The organism is Kocuria tytonicola, from assembly GCF_003687175.1.
Taxonomy (GTDB): Bacteria; Actinomycetota; Actinomycetes; order Actinomycetales; family Micrococcaceae; genus Kocuria; species Kocuria tytonicola.
Window position 1 is genome coordinate 464,144 of the sequence record NZ_RDEX01000001.1, and the last position, 20,565, is coordinate 484,708.

The window sequence follows — 20,565 nt, forward strand, 5'->3', positions numbered from 1 at the left end:
TGGTCTCGGCGGTGGAGTACGCCGTGGCGGACGACGACGCCGCGCCGCGGCCTCTCGGGGGCCGTTCGCCGGTGCTGCCGCGCCCCGGGGCGGCTACAGCGTCTGCGCCTGGATGGCCGTGATGGCCACGGTGTTGACGATGTCGTCCACGGTGCAGCCGCGGGAGAGGTCGTTCACGGGCTTGCGCAGCCCCTGCAGCACGGGGCCCACGGCCACGGCGCCGGCGGACTGCTGCACGGCCTTGTAGGTGTTGTTGCCGGTGTTCAGGTCCGGGAACACGAACACGGTGGCTTTCCCCGCCACGTGGGAACCGGGGAGCTTGGACCTGGCGATCGAGGCGTCCACGGCGGCGTCGTACTGGATGGGGCCCTCCACCTCGAAGTCCGGGTCCGCGGAGCGCACGATCTCCGTGGCGGCGCGCACCCGTTCCACGTCCGCGCCGGAGCCGGAGCCGCCGGTGGAGTAGGAGAGCATGGCCACGCGGGGGTCCACGCCGAACTCGCGGGCGGTCTGGGCCGATGCCAGGGCGATGTCCGCGAGCTGCTGCTCGTCCGGGTTGGGGTTCACCGCGCAGTCGCCGTACACGAGCACCCGGTCCGCGAGCAGCATGAAGAACACCGAGGAGACGATGTTCACGCCCTCGCGGGTCTTCACGAACTCTAGGGCCGGGCGGATGGTGTTCGCGGTGGTGTGGGCCGCACCGGAGACCATCCCGTCCACGTCCCCCACCTGGACCATCATGGTGCCGAAGTATGAGCCGTCCGTCATCCGCTCCAGCGCCTGGTCCTTGCTCACACCCTTGTGGGCGCGCAGCCGCACGTACTCGTCCGCGTACCGGTTGCGCAGGGCGTCGTCGCGCTGGAAGTCCACGAGGTTCAGGTCCTCGGCGTCGAAGTCCAGCTCGATGCCCTCGGACTGCGCGAGCGTGCGGACGGCGTCGGGCTCGCCCAGCACCGTGAGGTCGCAGAAGTTGCGGCGGTGGATCAGCTCGGCGGCACGCAGGATGCGCGGGTCGTCGCCCTCGGGCAGCACGATGTGCTTGCGGTCCGCGCGCGCCGACTCCACGAGCTCGTGCAGGAACCGCAGCGGCGTGCGCCGGACCGGGCGGGGGAGGGTGAGGCGCCCGGAGAGCTCGTCGCTGTCGATGTACTCGGCCCACGCGCCGCGCGCCGCGGCGATCTTGCGGGAGTGCGCCCCGGCCAGGGTGCCGCGCGTGGAGGCCACGGCCTGCGCCGTGGTGAAGGTGTCCTGCTCGGTGCTGAGCACGGGGAACGGTGCTGCGCTCAGCAGGGACGCCACCGCGCCGGTGGGCTGGAAGCCGCCGGTCAGCAGCATTCCGGCCGGTGCCGGGAGCGTGGGGGCCAACGACGACGCCAGGGTCGCCGAGACCACGTCCGTCCGGTCCCCGGGGGTGATCACCAGGTCCCCGTCCGCGATCTGGTCCAGGAAGTTCCCGGCGGTCATCGCGGCCACCTTCACGGCCTTGATGTCGCGGTCCAGGGAGCTGGCGTTGACGGCCGCGCCGTAGCCGTGGGCGTCCACGAGCTCCGCCACGGTGGGGTTGGAGATCGCGGGGATCTCCGGGATCACGTATGCCGGGAGATTGTGGTTGCCGGGCTTGGCCTGCCGCCTGATCTGCTCCGCCTGGGCGGGGTCCGCGCGGTTCACGATCACGGCGTAGATGTCGCACCCCGCCTGGCGCAGCTCCGTGCGGGTCACGTCGATCGCGTTGAGCACGTCTTCGACCCGCCCGGACCCGTGCGCGCTGATCACGGCGGCCACCGAGCAGCCCATGTTGTTGGCCAGGCGGGCGTTGAGGTCGAACTCCGCCGTGACCGCGTTGTGCGCCACCAGGTCCGTGCCGTCCACCACGATCACGTCGCACTCCCGCGCCATCTCGGAGTACACCGCCATGGCCTCGGAGTCGAGCTCGTCGTGCTCTCCGGACGCCAGGATCTCGCGCGTGCGCTCCAGGGAGACCGCGCCCCGGCAGCGGGAGTCCGGGAGGTCGAACGTGCGCTTCATGAGCTGCAGGACGGAGTCCTCCTCCGGTGCCGCGCCGTCGAAGACCGGGCGGAAGAAGCCCAGCGCGTCCGTGCGCTGGAACATGGTGTCCGTGAGGCCCAGGGCCACCAGCGTCTTGCCGCTCAGCGGGGTCATGGCGGAGATGTAGATGCCCTGGGTCATGGAACGTGCTCCCTTGCGTGGTCGACCGGTGGTGCCCCCAGTCTAGGAACTCCACACCCCACGCCGGGGGTCGCGCTCCCGCCACCCCGGTGCCACACTGGTCACATGTTGGTCGCCTTCTCAGTCTCGCCCAGTGGCGGGGACAACCCGGACGCCTCGGTGCACGACGCCGTGGCCGCAGCCGTGCACGTGGTGCGCGAGTCCGGGCTGCCCAACCGCACCGATTCCATGTTCACCACCATCGAGGGTGAGTGGGACGAGTGCATGGCCGTGGTCAAGGAGGCCACCGCGGCAGTGGCGGAGTACGGTCCGCGGGTGTCCCTGGTGCTCAAGGCGGACATCCGCCCGGGCCACACGGGGGAGCTGACGGGCAAGCTGGAACGCCTGGAGTCCGCGCTGCACAGCCACGAGCTCGGCCGTTCGCAGGAGCGCCGCGGCATCACGTCCGGCGCCGCGGACACCGCGCCCCAGTCGTGACGGTGCTGCCCACCCCGTGAGCAGGAAGAAGCACGGCAAGAACTCGAAGCGGGACGGGCGGGCGGAAGCCGGCGCAGCGGCGTCGTCGGACGCACCGGGCCTCATGGAGCGCACCTGGGTCACGGACACGGGCACGGTGGAGCTGCAGCAGGACGCCTACGTGCCGGGCGCGTGGGTGCTGCGGGTGAACGGGGTGCCGTCCTCGCACATCGTCCCGGACCGCCCGGACCAGCTGGAGTTCGAGTACATGCGCTGGTTCTCCACGGTGCTGGAGGAGCACGTCTGCGCCCACCTGGACCCCACCGCGCTGCGCGTGCTGCACCTGGGCGGCGGGGCGTGCACCATGGCCCGCTACCTCGCGTGGCGCTACCCGCAGGCGCGCCAGGTGGTCGTGGAGCTCGACGCCGCCCTGGCCACCCTGGTGCGCGAGTGGCTGGACCTGCCCCGCGCACCGCTGCTGCGGATCCGCCCGGGGGAGGCGCGCGCGGTCACGGAGTCCCTCACGGCGGGCTCGCGGGACGTCGTGATCCGGGACGTCTTCGCCGGGGAGCAGACCCCGGGGCACCTGCGCACGGTGGAGTTCGCGCGGCACGTGGACCGGGTGCTCGCCCCGAGCGGGCTGTACCTGCTGAACGTGGGGGACACCCGCAACCTCAAGGGCGCGCGCGCGGAGATCGCGGCGCTGCTGGAGGTCTTCGAGCACGTGGCCGCCGTGGCGGATCCCGCCATGCTCAAGGGCCGTCGCTACGGCAACGTGGTGCTCGCGGCGTCCCACGCACCGCTTCCTGCTGCCGGGTCCGCCGACGCCGCCGCGCTGGGACGCGAGCTGCTCGGCGGCTCCCTGCCGGCCCAGTACAAGGACACGGCGTGGTGCCGTGAGCTCGCGGGGGACACCGGCCCGTGGCACGACAAGCCCGCGGACCCGGTGCCGGAGGGGCCGGGGGTGTGACGCCAGGCGGCGCGCGGCGGCGTCGTCGGGGGAGCGGGATCAGCCCGCCCAGCCCTCGATCACGCCGATCCCGAAGAACGCCACGAACGCCAGGGCCACCACGTACATGAGCGGGTGCACGTCCTTCGCACGGCCCTGGACCAGGCGGATGAACACGTAGGAGACGAAGCCCGCGCCGATGCCGTTGGCGATCGAGTACGTGAAGGGCATGACCGCGAAGGTGAGGAACGCGGGGACGGCCACACCCCAGTCGTTCCAGTCGACGGCCACCACGTTCTTGGCCATCAGGAAGCCCACCACCACCATGGCGGGGGCCACGGCCTCGAAGGGCACCACGTTGACCAGCGGTGTGAGGAACATGGCGGCCAGGAACAGCGCACCGGTGACCACGTTGGCCAGCCCGGTGCGGGCACCCTCGGCAATGCCCGTGGAGGACTCCACGAAGATCTGGTTGGAGGACACGGACCCCGCGCCACCCGCCACGGCACCCACGGCATCCACGAGCAGCACGCGGTTGATGTTCTCGATCTGCCCGTCCTCCGCCACCAGGCCGGCCTGCTGGGAGAGCCCCACCATGGTGCCCATCGCATCGAAGAAGATGGACAGCAGGATGGTGAAGACCAGCAGCAGGCAGGCGATCCCCCCGAGCTGGCGGAACGCGTCGATCGGAGCCGCGGAGCCCAGCAGGGAGAGGTCCGGGACCGCGAAGAGGCTCTCGGGGGTGGCGGGCACCACGAGCGACCACCCGTGCGGGTCGTCCACCGAGGAGCCACTGGGGGAGACCGCTTCCAGGACGTGCGCCAGGACGGTGGTCAGCACCACGGAGATCAGGATCCCGCCCTTGACGTTGCGCACCATGAGGGCGACCGTCAGCAGCAGCCCCACCACGAAGGTGAGGGTGGGCCAGCCGAACAGCTCACCGCCCACGCCCAGCTGCACGGGCACCGTGGTGTGGGCGGCGTCCGGGATGCGGCGCACGAACCCTGCGTTCACGAACCCGATCAGCGCGATGAACAGCCCGATCCCCACCACGATGGCCGTCTTCAGCGAGTCCGGCACCGCGTTGAACACGGCGGTGCGGAACCCGGTGAGCACCAGCACCACCATGATCACACCGGCCCAGATCACCAGGCCCATCACCTGCGGCCACGTGAGCCCGGGGTTGGTGGCGATCGTGACGGCCAGGAACGCGTTCACCCCCAGCCCCGTGGCCAGACCGAACGGGGACTTGGCCCACACGCCCATGAGGATGGTGAGCACACCGGCCACCAGCGCGGTCATGGCGGCCACGCGCTCGCCGCCCAGCACGTTGCCCGCACCGTCCGGGCCGTGGCCGAGCACCAGGGGGTTGAGCACCACGATGTAGCTCATGGCGATGAACGTGGCCACGCCGCCGCGGACCTCCCGGCCCACGGTGGAGCCGCGCCGGGTGATGGAGAAGAAGCGGTCCAGCCCGCCACGGGGCTCGCTGCGAGTGGTGGGCGGGGTGGCTGACGACATGCGGATCCTCACGGGTGGGTGCGCGCGGGGCACCTTGGGAAACAGGTGGGGGCGTTTGTGTAGAAATACTACGCCGACGCCGCTGTCCCACCCCGCGCCCGCGGGCTCCGGTCCCCTGCCCGCCCGCCGTGGGCGGAGCCGTGGTTAGGCAAGACTGACCACGGTTCACTACCGTTGATCCCAGTCCCTGCCAGCACGCCCATCCCGCGTGCGCGTCGAAAGGAATCACCACCGTGACAACCCCCTCCTCCCCGCGTCCGCTGCGCGTGGCCGTGATCGGCGCCGGACCGGCCGGGATCTACGCCGCGGACATGCTCACCAAGACCGACGCGGTGCGTGAGGGCGAGCTCGAGGTCAGCGTGGACCTGTTCGACCGCTACCCCACCCCGTTCGGACTCATCCGCTACGGCGTGGCCCCGGACCACCCCCGCATCAAGGGCATCATCACGGCGCTGCGCTCCATCCTGGGCCGCGGGGACATCCGGTTCTTCGGCAACGTGGAGTACGGCAAGGACCTCACCCTGGGCGAGTTCCTCACGCACTACGACGCCGTCATCTTCGCCACGGGCGCGGTCAACGACGCTCCGCTGGACATCCCCGGTGCGGACCTGGACGGCTCCTACGGCGCCGCGCGCTTCGTGGCGTGGTACGACGGCCACCCGGACTACCCCCGCACGTGGCCCCTGAACGCGAAGGAGATCGCGGTCATCGGCAACGGCAACGTGGCCCTGGACGTGGCACGGGTGCTCTCCAAGCACGCGGACGACATGCTCGTGACCGAGATCCCGGGCAACGTGTACCAGGGGCTGAAGGAGTCCCCCGTCACGGACGTGCACATCTTCGGCCGCCGCGGCCCCGCCCAGATCAAGTTCACGCCGCTGGAGCTGCGCGAGCTGGCCAAGTCCCGGGACGTGGACATCGTGGTCTACGACGAGGACTTCCAGTTCGACGAGGCCTCCGAGAAGGCGATGACCGAGAACAACCAGACCAAGGTCATGATGAAGACCCTGCAGAAGTGGCGCGAGGACGACTCGCCCAGGACGGCCTCCCGCCGGCTGCACCTGCACTTCCTGCAGACCCCGGACGAGATCCTCGGGGACGAGGACGGCAAGGTCCGGGCCATCCGCATGGAGCGCACCCGGCTCAACGGGGACGCCTCCGTCACGGGCACCGGCGAGTACACCGAGTACCCGGTGCAGGCCGTCTACCACGCGATCGGCTACCTGGGCTCGCCGCTGCCCGAGCTCCCGTTCGACCCCGAACGCGGCGTGATCCTCAACCAGGAGGGCCGTGTGGTGGACGCCGACGGCGCTCCCGTCCCCGGCGTGTACGCCACCGGCTGGATCAAGCGCGGCCCCGTGGGTCTGATCGGCGCCACCAAGTCCGACGCCCTGGAGACCGTCACCCACCTGGTGGAGGACCGGGCGGCGCTCGCGGATCCCGAGAACCCGGACCCGCAGGCCGTGGTGGAGCTGCTGGACGGCAAGGGCGTCGCGTACACCACGTGGGACGGCTGGCTGGCCCTGGACGAGTACGAGCAGAGCCTGGGGCAGTCCTCCCACGACGCCGAGGGCAACCCCCGTGAACGCGTCAAGGTGGTGGAGCGGGACGAGATGATCTCCGTGTCCCGCAGCGGCGCGGGGCAGTAGCCCCACCGGGCAGGCGCCGGCCGGGGGCGCACCCCGCGACGACGCACCGTCCCCTGGTGGCCGGTGGGACGGTGCGTCGGGCATGTGGTGGCGGGCCCCCGGCCCCGGTGCTCAGACCCCCAGCAGGGTGCGCGTGTGCTCGTTGAGCAGCAGCCCCTCGGGGTCCAGCTCCGCGCGCGCCGCCAGGAAGTCCTCCCAGCGCGGGTAGCAGGGGGCGAGGTCCGCGGCGGTGCGGGTGTGCAGCGTGCCCCAGTGGGGGCGGCCACCGTGGTCCACCAGGATCTGCTCGGCCGCGGTGAGGAAGCTCTGGCGGGGCCGTTTCCCGTACTGGCGCAGGTTGATCCAGCCCGTGTACCGCCCCGCGGCGGGGGAGAGCAGCGCCGGGTCCGGCGGGGAGCAGCGCACGGTCAGCGGGAACGAGAGGTCGTAGCCGTGGGCTTCCACGAGCGTGCGCAGCTCCCGGAAGGCGGGGACCGTGTTCTCCAGGGGCAGTCCGTACTCGGCGGAGACGTAGCGCACGGGGCGGGCCACGGTGAACACCCGGTAGGAGACGTCCGTGTAGCGCCGTGAGCTCTCCGCGAGGGACTCGATCCTGTTGAGCCCGTTCACGGCGCGCGGCAGCAGGTTCCCCACGCGGCCCAGGCCGGCGGTCAGGGAGGTGCGCAGAACGGCGTCGTCCGCGCGGCGCAGGGCACGGGAGATCGGGGAGGCCGGGCGGGTGTACTCGTCCGGGAGCCGGTGCAGGCGGCTCAGGATGCGGGTGTGGGCCGTGGTGGTGCCAGGCATCCAGGAGAACTCCACGTGGTCCGCCGCGGACATCCGCTCCTGCAGGGTGTCCAGCAGGGGGTCCAGGGGCTCGCGGAACTCCGCGCAGTGCAGCCGGAACGCGTTCACGCACTGCAGGGTCACCGAGACGAGCACGCCCAGCACCCCGAGGTGCGTGCGGGCCGCCGCGAGCAGGTCCGGGCGGTGGGACTCGGAGCACGAAACCACGTCACCGCCGGGTGTGACCATGCTGACCCCGATCACCTGGCCACCCAGGGACGGCTGGCCCAGGCCGGTGCCGTGCGTTCCCGTGGCGATCGCGCCGCCCACGGTCATGTGGGAGGAGTCCGGCAGGTTCGCCAGTGCGAGCCCGTGCTCCTCCAGCACCAGGTTCAGCTCCTGCAGCGTGGTCCCGGCGAAGACGGTGACGCGCTGGTGCTCCTCGTCCACGGACACCAGACCGGTGAGGGCGGAGGTGTCCAGGAGGGCGTCCCCGGTGGGCACCAGGGGACTGCAGCTGTGGCCCGAACCGGCCGGACGCACCCGCAGTCCGGTGCGGGCGGCGTCGGCCAGCACGGCCAGCACCTGGTCCGAGCCCGCGGGGCGCACGGTGACGGCGGGCTCCGCGCTGAGGTTGCCGCCCCACGAGCGCCACGTGCCGCCCCTGACCCGGGCAGGCATGGTCCCGTCCGATGCTTCGTGTGTGCTCACGGTCCGTCTCCGTTCCGGGGCACGGGTGCCCCCTCGGCTGCTGTCCGGTGCGCGCCGCGACCCGTCTCGGGTGCGGAGGGCTGCGCGGCGGGGGGCGGTGGCGAGGCGCCGTCGATCCCCTGGTTCCAGGCGCTCCCATCATCTCACTGCCGCCCCTCCCATCGGCACCGCCGGGGCTAGGCTGGAAGCAGCAGTCCGCGGTCCGGGAGGGAACACCATGAGCGCACGCGAGTCCGAGATCGTCGTGGGGGTGGACGGCTCCGAGCAGAGCCTGGGCGCCCTGCACTGGGCGGCCCGGGAGGCCCGCCGCCGCGACGCACCGCTGCACGTGGTCGCCGCCTACACGGTCCCCATGGTCGGCGGCTCCACCTTCGACGTGGGCTACGCCGCGTTCGACGACGCCGCCGTGAACCGCGCCGTCCAGGAGCTCGTGGCGGACGCCCGACGCCGCGTGGCAGAGCTGGACGTGGAGGTCCTCTCCACGGTGGAGGCCGGGGACCCCTCCGGGGTGCTCGTGGAGCTCAGCCGCCACGCGCAGTTACTCGTCCTGGGATCGAGCGGTCGCGGCGGGTTCCTCGGGCGCCTGCTGGGCTCGGTGTCCACCGCGGTGCCCGCCCACGCCCACTGCCCCGTGGGCATCATTCCCCTGCAGTGGGGGATCGACTACCGGGTGAGCGAGAACGTGGGCCGCCACCGGGCTTTCGTGGACGGCGTGACCGTGGGCTCGGACGGCTCCGCGCACGCGAGCTCCGCGATGCTGTGGGCCGCGGACGAGGCCGAGCAGCTGGGGGTGCCCCTGCACGTGGTGTGCGCGGCGCCGTCGGAGACCGCGTCCTACGCCTGGCTGCCCTCGCCGGTGGACTTCGACGACCTGCGCGGAGAGGTCCGCGCGGCGCTCGAGGCGTGCGTGGCCTGGCTGCGCGGACACTTCCCGGGGCTGGAGATCACCGGCGAGCTGGTGGACGGGGCGCCCATCGACACGCTCGTGGCGCGCTCCGCGCAGAACCAGCTGGTGGTCACGGGGACCCGGGGCCGCGGTGGCTTCGCGGGCATGCTGCTGGGCTCCACCTCCCAGGGCGTGCTCCACAGCTGCACCGGGCCCGCGATGATCGTCCCGCGGTTCGAGGATCCCCGGCTGGGGGACCGCCCGGACGTGGCGGTCTGAGAGCCCGTGGCGCCGCACCGCCCCATACCACGACCGTTTGTGGAACGGGGTCTTTGGCTCTAAGCTACTGGAGGTCCATCGTCCGTGCTGCCTGCGCAGTGCCCGGACGAGGTTCTGGCCCCCATCGTCTAGCGGCCTAGGACACCGCCCTTTCACGGCGGCGGCACGGGTTCGAATCCCGTTGGGGGTACGTTTTCCACGGGGAAGCCCGCCAGGCGCTCGATTTGCACAGCGAAGCGTTGGACCTGGTAGGATATCCACTCGTTGGAAACAACCAAGGCCCTGTAGCGCAGTTGGTTAGCGCGCCGCCCTGTCACGGCGGAGGTCGCGGGTTCAAGTCCCGTCAGGGTCGCTCAGACGGCGATGAAAAGGCAACTTTTCGCGCCGTCGCGGCATATCACCGAGAGTTCTGCTCCCGGGAGTGCCTGGCTCTGTAGCTCAGTTGGTAGAGCGTACGACTGAAAATCGTAAGGTCACCGGATCGACGCCGGTCGGAGCCACTGAACCCCCGCGTGGCTTCTACACGCGGGGGTTCTTTGCTGTCCGGGCCCCTGGGGCCGCTCGTGCCGTCCGGGGGCCGTTCTGCTGGCCCCGTTCCTCCGCCGCGGCGGGCACTCGTCCACCCGGGCCACACATCGTGGGCTCGCCCCGCACCCTCAGCCTGCGCCGAGGTTGCGGCTCTACCGTGGGGTCTGCTGGCGGTACCGTCCCCCACCGCGGGCGTTCCGGTGCCGCGTCTCCGGGGCGGCCCCGTGCCGGGGACCCGGCCGCCCACGAGAACCAGCGCGCGGGCCGCGCGCACGACCGGGAGGGGCGCCGCCATGACGCACCGCAGGCGCATGCTCGGTGGACTCGCCGCCCTGGTCCTCTCCCTGGCGCTCACCGGATGCGGGCAGCACCCCACCAGGAGCACCGCGATCGAGCTCTCCCCCGTGACGCCCACCCCCACGCCCTCCGGGGCCAGCGCATCCGGCGCCCCGGTGGACACGCAGTCCTGCTTCGACGTCGCCGAGGCCTACAGCGGGCTGGAGCTGCTCCCCCTCACGGGCGACGCGGAGGACGAGCACCCGGACGACGACGCCGTGCGCCAGGCCCGCGAGTCCCTCACCGAGCTGCAGGACCAGCTGCCCGCCGCCGTGCGTCCCGCGTTCGCGGAGGCCGGAAAGGTCCTCGCGGACGCGGGGGACACCCTGCAGCCGGCCGAGGTCGTGCAGGTCCACGAGGCGCTGGCGCCCGCAGAGGCCTGGCTGCAGTCCCACTGCGCCACCGCGTCCCCGCGCTGAGGCTCAGAGGGCGAGCCACACCGCGCTGTCCACCGTGAGCCGGCCGGTGACCACGGCGTCCTGCCCGCTCGTGAGCAGCTGCGTGCCGCGGGTGAGCTCCTCGAAGCCCACGGCGTCCTCCCCGAGGTTCGCCGCGACCATCACCGTGCGGCCGTCCGCCGTGCTCAGCATGTAGGCGAGGACGTTGGCCCGGTCCTCGCTCAGCGGGTGCCACGCGAAGTCCGCGGTGCCCAGCCCCAGCTCCGAGCGCAGCCGCAGGGCCCGCCGGTACAGGTTCAGCGTGGACTGCGGATCGCCCTCCTGGTGGTCCACGGTGATCCCGTTGAAAGACTCCGGCTGCGGCAGCCACGGGTTCGGACCGAAGCCCAGCCCCTCGCCCACCGGAGACCAGGGCAGCGGCACGCGAGCGCCGTCGCGCCCCAGCTCCGCGCCCCCGGTGCGGTGGAACGCGGGGTCCTCGCGGGCGTCGTCGGGAAGCGCGGTGTGCTCCGGCAGGCCCAGCTCGTCGCCCTGGTAGACGTACGCGGAACCGGGCAGGGAGAGCTCCACCAGCGCCGCGGCGCGGGCCCGGCGCAGGCCCTGGCCGTGGAGCGGCTGCTCGTCCTGCGCCCCGATGCCGTTGGGGTACGCCGTGCGGGAGCCCAGCCCGTAGCGGGAGGCGTGGCGCACGGTGTCGTGGTTGGAGAGCACCCAGGTGCAGGGGGCACCCACCTCGTAGTTGGCACGCAGGGAGTCGTCGATGACGTTCCGCATCCGGTCCCGGTGCCAGCCCGCCACCAGGAAGTCGAAGTTGAAGGCCTGCTGCGCCTCGTCCGGGCGTACGTAGCGGGCCAGGCGCGGCGGCGGGCCCACCCACGCCTCCACCACGAGCATCCGGTCCCCGGGGTACTCCTCCAGGATGCGGTGCCAGTCGCGGTAGATCTCGTGCACGCCCTCCTGGTCGAAGTACGGGCCGGTGTCCATGGTCTTCTCGGGCTCCCCGGTGTCGTCGCCGGGCACGACGCCGCCCGCACCCTCCACGCCGGAGGCCGCCCCCTGCTCGGCGCCCACGGTTTCGGGGCCGGGCGCGGCGGCGAGAGGGGTGTCCGTCGGGGAGTCGCCGGTGGGGGAGGTGCCCTGCTCCGTGCCCACCGTCTCCGGGCCGAGGGTGTCCTGGGCGGTGGCCGCCGAGGAGGTGGCCTGCGCGGTGCCGGTGGCCGGGGCGTCGTCGTCCTCCGTGGTGCCCTCCACCATGTGGACCTGCTCGTCCCAGTCCGGGAGGCCGTCCGCCTTGATCATGCCGTGGGCCACGTCCACGCGGAAGCCGTCCGCGCCGCGGTCCAGCCAGAACCGCAGGATGGCGCGGAACTCCTCCCAGACCTCCGAATTCTCCCAGTTCAGGTCCGGCTGGGAGGAGTCGAAGAGGTGCAGGTACCACTGGCCGTCCGGCACCCGGGTCCACGCACGTCCGCCGAAGACGGAGTTCCAGTTGTTGGGCGGCTGCTCACCGTTCTCGCCGGTGCCGTCGCGGAAGATGTAGCGCTCGCGCTCGGGGGAGCCGGGTGCGGAGGCCAGAGCGGCCCGGAACCACTCGTGGTCCTCGGAGGTGTGGTTGGGCACCAGGTCCACGATCACCTTCAGCCCCAGGCGCTGGGCTTCCTCGCGCATCCGGTCGAAGTCCTCGAGCGTGCCGAAGCGGGGGTCCACGGTGCGGTAGTCCGCGACGTCGTACCCGGCGTCGTGCTGCGGCGAGAGGTAGAACGGGGAGAGCCACACGGCATCCACGCCCAGGCGCTGCAGGTAGGGGAGCTTCTGGGTCACGCCGCCCAGATCACCCATGCCGTCACCGTTGGAGTCCTTGAAGGAGCGCGGGTAGACCTGGTAAATGACGGCGTCGCGCCACCACTCGGAACCGGACGGGGCGCAGAAGACGGTCTGGGAAGAAGTCACCGCCCCAGGCTACCCACCGGCGCTCCCGCCCCGCGTCCATGCCCCGTTGCAATTGCTCCGCTAATGCTGTTGTGAGTGAGCCGCGCTGCATTTGCTCCACCAGAAACCACACCAGGGACCGCAATACGCCCGCCACCGCCATGTCCGCAGCCACATCTGCCGAGGCGTGGGCTCACCTGCTCGGGCAACGCCGCGCTGCATTTGCTCCGTTGTTGCAGATTTCCGGCCTCTCCGGCGCATTTGCTCCGGCCGACGGCGTCCGGGAACCTCCGCGGGCGTCCGGCGAGGGCTGTGGACAACCCGCCGCGCTCAGGAGCGATTTTTCCTAGAGTCCGGTCATGGTGTTCTACCAGCAGCGACCCGTTCCGTTCCCCTCCGAACCCGCGGTGGTGAGCACCTCAGAAGCGGGTGGCCGGGCCTCCCAGCTGCTCGGAGCACCGGGCATCCAGCGACTCGCACGAGGACTGTGGGTGCTCCAGGACCAGCCGCTCACGGACGTGGAGCGCGCAGTTCTCCTGCAGAAGCACCTGTGCGGTCCTCAGGCTGGGCTCGTGGTGAGCGGTGTGCGGGGGCTGGAGCTGCTACGACTCCCCGTGGGCGGGACCGAGCCGTGGGTGCTCGGTGTTCTCAGCCGAGGGCGACAGCCGAGGAAGCAGGTGGCCCCGCGGTCTGCGGCCGACGGTCTCGTTGCCGCGCAGCAGCGAGTGGAGCTCCTGTGGACGGACCACCGGGTCCAGTCGCAGCAGGAAGGCATCAGAATCGCCAAGTCGCACGGCCTCCCGGATCTCGAGGGGCCGTGGGGGAGCCGCATCGCCCATCCCCTGGAATCCCTGGCCCGGCTTGCCCTGATACTCCCGCCGTGGCGCATCACGGCCTGTCTGGACGCGCTGCTCTCCACTCGATTCTGCGTTCTGGGGACCTCACAACCCCTGACGTTCTCCCGAGGACATCTGGAAGAGTGTTTGCAGTCCCTCCCTCCTCACGCCCGCGGGGTCATTCGGCTGCACCGGGCGTGGCGGGATGCCCGATCCCCCTGCTGGTCGCCGGCGGAGACTCTGGCCCGCCTGGTCATCGACCGTCACGGTCTGCCCGAGCCCGCACTCAATCACGCGGTGGACGTGGCAGGTCGCACTTTCATCCTCGACCTGGCATGGCCTGGCGCTCGGGTCGCCCTCGAGTACAACGGCGCCGTGCATGCGCAGGAGATTGGTCAGTACCGGGATGAGATGTACCGCCTGTCCCTCCTGCGTGACGCGGGGTGGGACGTCACCGTGCTCACCTGGGACGATCTCCGCAACCCGGCCAGGCGGGAGACATGGCTGGCCCGTCTCCGCCGCACACTGGGCTGATCTCCATGCTGTCGTGTGGAGCAAGTGCACGCCAGCGCACCGGATTCTGCAATAACGGAGCAGATGCAACGGACCGAGCGGGCGGGCAGGGAGCGGGGCAGGGGCAGGGGCGAAGCGGGTGGGGGCGGTGCCACAGGTTCTGCAGTGGTTTCTGGTGGAGCAAATGCACCGCAGTGCCGCGAAATCTGCAATAACGGAGTAAATGCGGCATCAGGGCATCAGGGCATCAGGGCATCAGGGCACCACAGCAGCCTCGCTACGGCGCTCCTCAGTTCGCCTGCTGCAGCTGCGCCAGCGGGGCCCAGCGCATGAAGATTCGGCGCAGCGCCGCAGTGGCGGACCCGAAGTCCCCCTCGCGGAGGAGCTCCACGGCGTCGGACATGTCCTGCGGAGACTCGTCCGGCTGGATCCGGTCCGCCAGGGCGCCGTAGTCCAGGCTCACCAGGGAGGCGGGGCTGAAGGAGTCCAGCCAGCGGCCCAGCCGGGTGAGGTCGTGGGCGAACGCGGCGGCCTGCCGGGCCTCGTCGGGGAGGTCCTCCTCGGGGGCGTCGCCGGAGACGGCCCGTCCGGCGTCGTCGACGGTCTGCGCGGCCCGGAGGGCGCGGCGGGCGGCGGCGTCCGCGGGGGCCACGAGCCGGTGCACCTCGTGCCCGGAGTGCCGGGACGTCACGCGGTCCTCGGGGGCGAACGCGGCGAACCACGCCAGCGGCACCACGTACGAGGACTCTCGGGTGTAGACGGGGAGGAAGCTCTCCCGGGAGGTGGCGCGGGCGGCGTCGTCCACCTGGCCCTCGGGGACCAGCAGCGGCAGCAGCTGGGCGCTGTCCTCGTTCTCGGCGGCCGTGAACAGGCGCAGGGAGCGGCGCAGGCGCTGGGTGGGGTGGAACACGGGGAAGTCCCCCGCAGGAGCCGGGACGGGTGGCGTGCCGGGCACACGAGGCGCGCCGTCCTGCAGCGGGCCGTTCTGGGATGGGCCGTTCTGCGACGCACCGCCGCCCGAGGCACCACCTCCCGGGGCGCCACTGCCCGAGGCATCGCCGCCCGACGCTCCGACGCCCTGGGCGCCACCTGCCGAAGCCCCCCGCAGCCCCGGCGCGCCACCGCCCGACAAACCGCCCAGCCGCCGCGCACCCGCGGGAGCCGTGGAGAACGGCATGCGCCACATCGGGTCCTGGGCGGGCGGGAGCAGGGGCTGGGACGTGTCGCACAGGCGGGCCAGCTGCTCGGAGAGCTCGTGCACGCCGGCGGTGAAGGGGTCCAGGGCGCGGGTGATGCCGGGGGCGTAGACCGCGTCGAGCTCCTGCTGGGGGACGTAGACGCGCAGCGCGAACCGGTGGGGCGGGCCCGTGATGCTGCGGTACGCGCTGCCCGCGTTGAGGAGGGGCACGGCGTCAGTCGATCTCGATCACGACGGGCGCGTGGTCCGAGGCGCCCTTGCCCTTGCGCTCGTCGCGGTCGATCCAGGCGTCCGTGACGCGGTCCGCGAGCGCCGGAGAGCACAGCTGGAAGTCGATGCGCATGCCCTCCTTCTTGGGAAAGCGCAGCTGCGTGTAGTCCCAGTAGGTGTACACGCCGGGGCCGGGGTGGCGCTCGCGGACGACGTCCCGGTAGCCGGCGTCCTCGAGGAAGGCGTGGAACGCGGCGCGCTCCGGCGGTGAGACGTGCGTGTAGCCGCCCTCCTGGAAGAGCTGGATGTCCCACACGTCCTCGTCCCGCGGGGCCACGTTCCAGTCGCCCACCAGGGCGATCTGCGCCTCGGGGTCGTCCTGCAGCCACTGCTTGGCGTGGCCCTCCAGCACCTTCAGCCACTCGAGCTTGTACGGCATGTGGGGGTCCTCCAGGCCGCGGCCGTTGGGCACGTAGAGGGACCACACGCGCACGCCGTCGCACGTGGCCGCGATCGCGCGGGCCTCCTGCGCGGGTTCCTGTCCCGGCTTGCCGAACGAGGGCTGGTCCGGGAACGTGCGCTCCACGTCCTTCAGGCCCACGCGGGACGCGATCGCCACGCCGTTCCACTGGTTCACGCCGAAGTGCGCCACCTCGTAGCCCGCGAACTCGAAGAGCTCCCACGGGAAGTTCTCGTCCTTGGCCTTGGTCTCCTGGATGGCCAGGACGTCCACGTCCGAGCGGTCGAGCCACGCCTCGATGCGGTCTGCGCGGGCGCGGATGGAGTTCACGTTCCACGTGGCGATTCTCATGGGGACCACCGTAGCCACCCCGCGGGCCGGGGGAGAAACCGGCGCGGCACCCGGTTCCCGGCCCCGACGACGGCGCTGTCCCCGGCCTGCCGCCCGCCCGTTCCAGGAGGCTGGGCGGGTCCGGTCCCTGGACGACGCCGCTCGGGGCCGCTCACGTGGTGGGCCCGTCACGCGGCGGGGCCGCGCCCGCGCGCCACGTGCTCCCACCCGCCACCCGGCGCGGCACCCCGCGGGGTGGTGGGGGCCAAGTAGTGTGAGCCCATGAGCGCAACGCGGGTGCTGTCCGAGATCAGAGAACACCGGATCCTCCTCAAGGCCGCCGGTGTGGGTGCCGGGTCCCTGCTGGGGGCGCAGGCCGTGGTGGTGGCGTCGCTCGCGGGCATCGACTGGTGGAAGCAGCGCGGGCGCAAGCAGCGTGATGCTCCCCGCCCCGGCACGTACACCGCACAGGTGCAGGACTCGGCGCTGACCGTGTACACCTCCGGTCAGGACGTGTACGAGGACATGCTGGAAGCCATCGAGGGCGCCGAGCGGGCCATCCACATGGAGACGTTCATCTGGAAGAACGACGAGCTCGGCCAGCGGTTCCTGGACGCCATGAACCGTGCGGCCGAGCGCGGTGTGGACGTGTTCGTGATCTACGACGGCTTCGCCAACCTGGTGGTCCCGCGGACCTTCTACAGCTTCGACAGCAAGGTCAACGTGTTCCGGATGCCGTTCCTGCGCCGCCCGTTCTGGAAGGGGCCCCTGCGGTTCTCGGGGCTGAACCACTCCAAGATCCTGGTGGTGGACGACGAGATCGGCTTCGTGGGCGGGTTCAACATCGGCTCCCTGTACTCCCGGCAGTGGCGGGACACGCACGTCCGGGAGGTCGGCCCGGCGGTGTGGGGGCTGCGCAACGCGGTGGCCACGGTGTGGAACGAGGACCGCGAGCCGGGCACGTCGATCGAGTGGATTGCGCCCAAGAGCTGGGACCCGGAGGTGCGGGTGAACGCGAACCTGCCCATCCAGATCGTGTACCCCATCCGCGAGATGTACATGAACGCGATCGACCGGGCCCAGCACCACATCTGGATCAACACCCCCTACTTCATCCCGGACCAGCAGATCCTGGACACCCTCCTGGACGCGGCCGCCCGCGGGGTGGATGTGCGGATCATGGTCCCCAAGGACTCCAACCACATCCTGGCGGACTGGGTCTCCCGCGGGTTCTACGGGCAGCTGCTGCGCGGCGGGGTGACCATCCTGCTCTACGGCGCGTGCATGATCCACGCCAAGACCGCCACGATCGACGGCGAGTGGTCCACCGTGGGCACCGCCAACCTGGACCGCCTCTCCCTGTCCTTCAACTACGAGACCAACGTGGAGATCGTGGACCCGGACTTCGCGGCGCAGATGGAGAAGGTCTTCCTGTCGGACAGCGAGCACTGCGAGGAGCTCACCTCCCCGCGGTGGCGTGAGCGCCACCCCATGGCGCGGGTCGCGGAGGTCCTGCTGGTTCCCCTGCGCCCCCTGCTCTGACCGTTCCGCGCCCCTCGTCTCTCATCGCGGTATTAAGTACAGATAGTGCCGCCGATCGGCCCGAAAATGGCAGTTGCTGCACTTGAGACCGGGGTTCGTGGGGCCCGACGACGCCGCACGGCCGGCTTCCCCACGCCCGTCACCACCCTGGGTGCCACCGACACCCCTCGCCTTACCCCTGCCCCGTCACCTGCCACCCTCACCCGCGCGCCCTCTCACTGGGATCAAGTGCAGATCATGCCGCCGATCAGCCCCAGAGCGGCAATTTCTGCACTTGATCCCGAGGGTCGTGGGGTGGGGCGTCAGGCCTGCGTGAGGTGCCCGCGCAGGGTGGTGGCGGTGTACTTGGTGCGGAACAGGCCGCGGCGTTGCAGCTCGGGGACCACGAGGTCCACGAAGTCCGTGAGGGCGTCCGGCTGCACGGGCGGCATGAGGTTGAAGCCGTCCGCGCCGCCGTTCTCGAACCACTCCTGCATCCGGTCCGCGATGGACTCGGGGGTGCCCACCATGGTGCAGTGCCCGCCGCCTGCGGCCAGGCGTCCGAGCAGCTGGCGGACCGTGGGGTTCTCGGCCTCCACGATGCGCAGGATGGTGCCGTAGCGGCCCTGCGGTCCGGTGAACTCCTCCAGCGGGGCCAGGTCGGGGACGGGCGCGTCCAGGTCCCAGCCCGAGCAGTCCTGCTCCACGAACGTGGAGAGCTGCGCCAGTGACTGCTCCACCGGCAGGAGCCGGTCCACGCGCTCCTGCTTGGCCCGTGCCTCCTCGTGGGTGCGGCCCACGTAGGTCACCAGACCGGGCATGACCACCACGGAGTCCGGGTCCCGGCCCGCTGCGGCCACGTGGGACTTCACGTCCGCGTAGTACCCCTGGGCTGCCGGGAGGTCGTAGGCCACGGCGTAGATCCCCTCGGCAACGTCCCCCGCCAGGGCCTTCCCGGGCCCCGAGGCTCCCGCCTGGAAGAGCACCGGCTCACCCTGCGGGCAGCGCGGCACCGTGAGGGGGCCGTCCACCAGGAAGTGCTTGCCCTGGTGGTGCACCGGGTGCAGCTTGGCCGGGTTCGCCCACTGGCCGTCCCGGTTTGCGGTGACTGCGTCCGAGTCCCAGCTGGCCCACAGGGCGCGGGCGACCGCCACGAACTCGCGGGCGCGCTCGTACCGCTCGTCCTTGGGCGGCATGGCCTCGTAACCGTGGTTACGGGCCTCCGCGTCCCACATGGAGGTCACCACGTTCCACCCCGCGCGCCCGCCCGAGATGTGGTCCAGGGAGGCCAGCATCCGGGCCGCGTGGAACGGGGTGAAGAAGGTGGAGGACACCGTGCACACCAGGCCGATGCGGTCGGTGACGCGCGCCATCGCGGACAGTGCGGTCAGCGGTTCCAGGGACCAGTGGGGCCCGCCGGAGACGTCCCCCACGCTGTGGCCGTCCGCGAAGAACACGGCGTCGAACAGGCCGCGCTCCGCCGTCCGGGCCAGCTCCTCGTAGTAGCCGATGTCCGTGAGCCGGTGCACCGCGGAGTCCGGTGCACGCCACGCCGCCTGGTGGTGGCCCGTGCCGTAGAGGAAGGCGTTGAGGTGCAGTCGGCGGCCGGAGCGGTCTTGCGTGTCCGCACCGCTCGCGGCCCGAGCGCGCGTGCCCGGGGAATGATCGTCGTCGGCCGCGGCAGGACGCGCCGCGGAACCCGCCGTGGCAGCGGGACCCGGCGCGGCGTCGTCGTCGTGCTCGGAGGATGCCGTCATGTCAGTCCATCACCAGTCCGCCGTCGACCACGAGGTTCTGCCCGGTGACCCCGCGCGACCAGTCCGAGGCGAAGAACAGGGCGGTGTCCGCGAACTCCTCGGGGGTGGTCACGCGGCCCAGGGGAGTGCCGGCGGCAATGACGTCGAAGACCTCGTCCGGGGTGGCGGCGCTCGCATCCGTGGTGCGGAGCAGGCCGCCGGAGAGCATGTTCACCGTGATGCCCTGCGGGCCCAGGTCCTTGGCGGCGGTGCGCGTGAGGGAGAGCAGGGCGGCCTTCGCGGCGGTGTAGTCGTGGTAGGGGACCACGGGGTTCTGGAAGAGGTTGGTGCCGATGTTGATGATGCGCCCGCGGCCCGTCTCCGCCATGCCGGGGGCCACCGCCTGCATCACGTTGAGGGCACCCACCACGGCACCCTCGAACTGCCGCGTCAGGTCCTCCGCGGTCAGGTCCTCCAGCGTGGGGCGGGCGTCCCCGTTGAAGCTGAAGTCCACCAGCGCGTTGTTCACGGCCACCGTGACGGGCGCCCCGAAGTGCTCCCGCGCCCGGGCGACCATGTCCCGCACCTGTTGCGCGTCCCGCACGTCCGCCTGGACCGCCAGTGCCCGGTCCTCCCCGAGCTCACGTACCAGCGCCCGGGCGAGGTCCTCGCTCGCGTGGTAGTTGACGACGACGCGCGCGCCCTCCCGCGCGAACGCCCTGCTGAGGTGCTCCCCCAGGCCACGGGCGCCTCCGGTGACCAGGACGATGGTGTTGTCGATCCGCATGCTCACTCCTGTGTGGCTCACGGCGAAGAACGCGGTGCACCACCTGCGCGGAGCCACCGTGACATCCCTTCGCCAGTACTAACTGGACAGGTTCGACGGGTGTCATCTCAGCCGCGGCGGTCCCCGCGGTGCGCTGCATCGAGCGCGCGAGCGAGGGAACGGGCAACGGCACCCCGTGTCACTGGGGCCAGTGTAGCCAGGGGCGGTGAAGGGGAAGGGGCTGTCGCACGACCAGTCCTCGCTCAGCGGCAGATGCTAGAGCTGGACACAATGTTTGCATCGAGGAATGCGCCCTGGAAATGGTCCCGGTTCGTAGGCCCGCAGTGAGGATGAGCGGATGGCAAGGAACGTTCCCATGACGCGCGCCCGGCGCACAGGAT

General features: G+C 71.5%; 15 protein-coding genes, 3 tRNA genes and 1 riboswitch. Of the genes, 10 read left to right on the plus strand and 8 right to left on the minus strand.

The features are described 5' to 3' along the window. Positions 1–93: 93 nt before the first annotated feature. Positions 94–2,187 (minus strand): phosphate acetyltransferase, encoded by a 2,094-nt coding sequence (gene pta / locus EAE32_RS02060; protein ID WP_121864030.1) that lies wholly within the window; start codon positions 2,185–2,187, stop codon positions 94–96. A gap of 105 nt (positions 2,188–2,292) precedes the next feature. Here pta and EAE32_RS02065 point away from each other — a divergent pair, with 105 nt between their 5' ends. Together EAE32_RS02065 and EAE32_RS02070 are read left to right on the plus strand one after the other, a co-directional pair. Beyond that, entirely contained in the window at positions 2,293–2,664 is a 372-nt protein-coding gene (locus EAE32_RS02065; RefSeq protein WP_121846034.1) for a thiamine-binding protein, read from the plus strand. 16 nt (positions 2,665–2,680) lie between these two features. Beyond that, positions 2,681–3,613, plus strand: coding sequence for a spermidine synthase (locus EAE32_RS02070; protein WP_121864031.1), 933 nt, complete (start codon positions 2,681–2,683; stop codon positions 3,611–3,613). A 39-nt stretch (positions 3,614–3,652) separates the two neighbouring features. Here EAE32_RS02070 and EAE32_RS02075 read toward each other — a convergent pair whose 3' ends face one another. Then, complete coding sequence (locus EAE32_RS02075) at positions 3,653–5,113, minus strand: NCS2 family permease (protein WP_165860436.1); 1,461 nt, start codon at positions 5,111–5,113, stop codon at positions 3,653–3,655. A gap of 224 nt (positions 5,114–5,337) precedes the next feature. On the opposite strand from EAE32_RS02075, the gene EAE32_RS02080 reads away from it, so the two are divergent. Next, on the plus strand, positions 5,338–6,762 hold the full coding sequence (locus EAE32_RS02080) for an FAD-dependent oxidoreductase (RefSeq protein WP_207803869.1): 1,425 nt from the start codon (positions 5,338–5,340) through the stop codon (positions 6,760–6,762). A gap of 111 nt (positions 6,763–6,873) precedes the next feature. On the opposite strand, the gene EAE32_RS02085 is transcribed toward EAE32_RS02080, so the two are convergent. Continuing rightward, positions 6,874–8,238 (minus strand): D-arabinono-1,4-lactone oxidase, encoded by a 1,365-nt coding sequence (locus EAE32_RS02085; RefSeq protein ID WP_240625097.1) that lies wholly within the window; start codon positions 8,236–8,238, stop codon positions 6,874–6,876. A 217-nt stretch (positions 8,239–8,455) separates the two neighbouring features. Between EAE32_RS02085 and EAE32_RS02090 the strand changes: the two genes are divergently transcribed. The 5 genes from EAE32_RS02090 to EAE32_RS02110 all read left to right on the plus strand — a co-directional run bounded on the left by EAE32_RS02090 (position 8,456) and on the right by EAE32_RS02110 (position 10,686). Continuing rightward, a complete protein-coding gene (locus tag EAE32_RS02090) occupies positions 8,456–9,403 on the plus strand; it encodes a universal stress protein (protein WP_121864034.1) in 948 nt (315 codons plus the stop codon). A 117-nt stretch (positions 9,404–9,520) separates the two neighbouring features. After that, positions 9,521–9,593: transfer RNA gene (locus EAE32_RS02095), tRNA-Glu, on the plus strand. An 88-nt stretch (positions 9,594–9,681) separates the two neighbouring features. Then, positions 9,682–9,755 (plus strand) — tRNA-Asp (locus EAE32_RS02100). A 75-nt stretch (positions 9,756–9,830) separates the two neighbouring features. Next, positions 9,831–9,903 (plus strand) — tRNA-Phe (locus tag EAE32_RS02105). 321 nt (positions 9,904–10,224) lie between these two features. After that, entirely contained in the window at positions 10,225–10,686 is a 462-nt protein-coding gene (locus tag EAE32_RS02110) for a hypothetical protein (RefSeq protein ID WP_121846028.1), read from the plus strand. Between the two features lie 3 nt (positions 10,687–10,689). Here the strand turns inward: EAE32_RS02110 and EAE32_RS02115 are convergent, their stop codons facing one another. Further along, positions 10,690–12,615 (minus strand): glycoside hydrolase family 13 protein, encoded by a 1,926-nt coding sequence (locus EAE32_RS02115; RefSeq protein WP_121864035.1) that lies wholly within the window; start codon positions 12,613–12,615, stop codon positions 10,690–10,692. Positions 12,616–12,953: 338 nt separating this feature from the next. Between EAE32_RS02115 and EAE32_RS02120 the strand changes: the two genes are divergently transcribed. Beyond that, the gene (locus EAE32_RS02120; protein WP_243635540.1) at positions 12,954–13,964 is read left to right on the plus strand and encodes a hypothetical protein; all 1,011 of its coding nucleotides are present in this window, start codon (positions 12,954–12,956) and stop codon (positions 13,962–13,964) included. A gap of 268 nt (positions 13,965–14,232) precedes the next feature. Here the strand turns inward: EAE32_RS02120 and EAE32_RS02125 are convergent, their stop codons facing one another. After that, the gene (locus EAE32_RS02125) at positions 14,233–15,351 is read right to left on the minus strand and encodes a DUF8083 family protein (protein WP_121864036.1); all 1,119 of its coding nucleotides are present in this window, start codon (positions 15,349–15,351) and stop codon (positions 14,233–14,235) included. A gap of 4 nt (positions 15,352–15,355) precedes the next feature. Then, positions 15,356–16,162: an exodeoxyribonuclease III gene (locus EAE32_RS02130; RefSeq protein ID WP_121864037.1), complete on the minus strand. Its 807-nt coding sequence runs from the start codon at positions 16,160–16,162 to the stop codon at positions 15,356–15,358. A gap of 261 nt (positions 16,163–16,423) precedes the next feature. Here EAE32_RS02130 and EAE32_RS02135 point away from each other — a divergent pair, with 261 nt between their 5' ends. Continuing rightward, a complete protein-coding gene (locus EAE32_RS02135; RefSeq protein WP_121864038.1) occupies positions 16,424–17,683 on the plus strand; it encodes a phospholipase D-like domain-containing protein in 1,260 nt (419 codons plus the stop codon). A 302-nt stretch (positions 17,684–17,985) separates the two neighbouring features. Here the strand turns inward: EAE32_RS02135 and EAE32_RS02140 are convergent, their stop codons facing one another. Next, positions 17,986–19,419 (minus strand): LLM class flavin-dependent oxidoreductase, encoded by a 1,434-nt coding sequence (locus tag EAE32_RS02140; protein WP_121864039.1) that lies wholly within the window; start codon positions 19,417–19,419, stop codon positions 17,986–17,988. A 1-nt stretch (position 19,420) separates the two neighbouring features. Then, positions 19,421–20,185: a 3-oxoacyl-ACP reductase gene (locus EAE32_RS02145; protein WP_121864040.1), complete on the minus strand. Its 765-nt coding sequence runs from the start codon at positions 20,183–20,185 to the stop codon at positions 19,421–19,423. 47 nt (positions 20,186–20,232) lie between these two features. Continuing rightward, positions 20,233–20,371, minus strand: a riboswitch (TPP riboswitch). Positions 20,372–20,565 lie beyond the last annotated feature (194 nt).

Excerpts from the sequence above, each read along its gene's own strand:
- EAE32_RS02065 (WP_121846034.1), top strand. The coding sequence starts at position 2,293 with ATGTTGGTCGCCTTCTCAGTCTCGCCCAGTGGCGGGGACAACCCGGAC.
- EAE32_RS02135 (WP_121864038.1), top strand. The coding sequence starts at position 16,424 with ATGAGCGCAACGCGGGTGCTGTCCGAGATCAGAGAACACCGGATCCTC.
- EAE32_RS02120 (WP_243635540.1), top strand. The coding sequence starts at position 12,954 with ATGGTGTTCTACCAGCAGCGACCCGTTCCGTTCCCCTCCGAACCCGCG.
- EAE32_RS02130 (WP_121864037.1), bottom strand. The coding sequence starts at position 16,162 with ATGAGAATCGCCACGTGGAACGTGAACTCCATCCGCGCCCGCGCAGAC.
- EAE32_RS02090 (WP_121864034.1), top strand. The coding sequence starts at position 8,456 with ATGAGCGCACGCGAGTCCGAGATCGTCGTGGGGGTGGACGGCTCCGAG.
- EAE32_RS02140 (WP_121864039.1), bottom strand. The coding sequence starts at position 19,419 with ATGACGGCATCCTCCGAGCACGACGACGACGCCGCGCCGGGTCCCGCT.
- EAE32_RS02145 (WP_121864040.1), bottom strand. The coding sequence starts at position 20,185 with ATGCGGATCGACAACACCATCGTCCTGGTCACCGGAGGCGCCCGTGGC.
- pta (WP_121864030.1), bottom strand. The coding sequence starts at position 2,187 with ATGACCCAGGGCATCTACATCTCCGCCATGACCCCGCTGAGCGGCAAG.
- EAE32_RS02075 (WP_165860436.1), bottom strand. The coding sequence starts at position 5,113 with ATGTCGTCAGCCACCCCGCCCACCACTCGCAGCGAGCCCCGTGGCGGG.
- EAE32_RS02110 (WP_121846028.1), top strand. The coding sequence starts at position 10,225 with ATGACGCACCGCAGGCGCATGCTCGGTGGACTCGCCGCCCTGGTCCTC.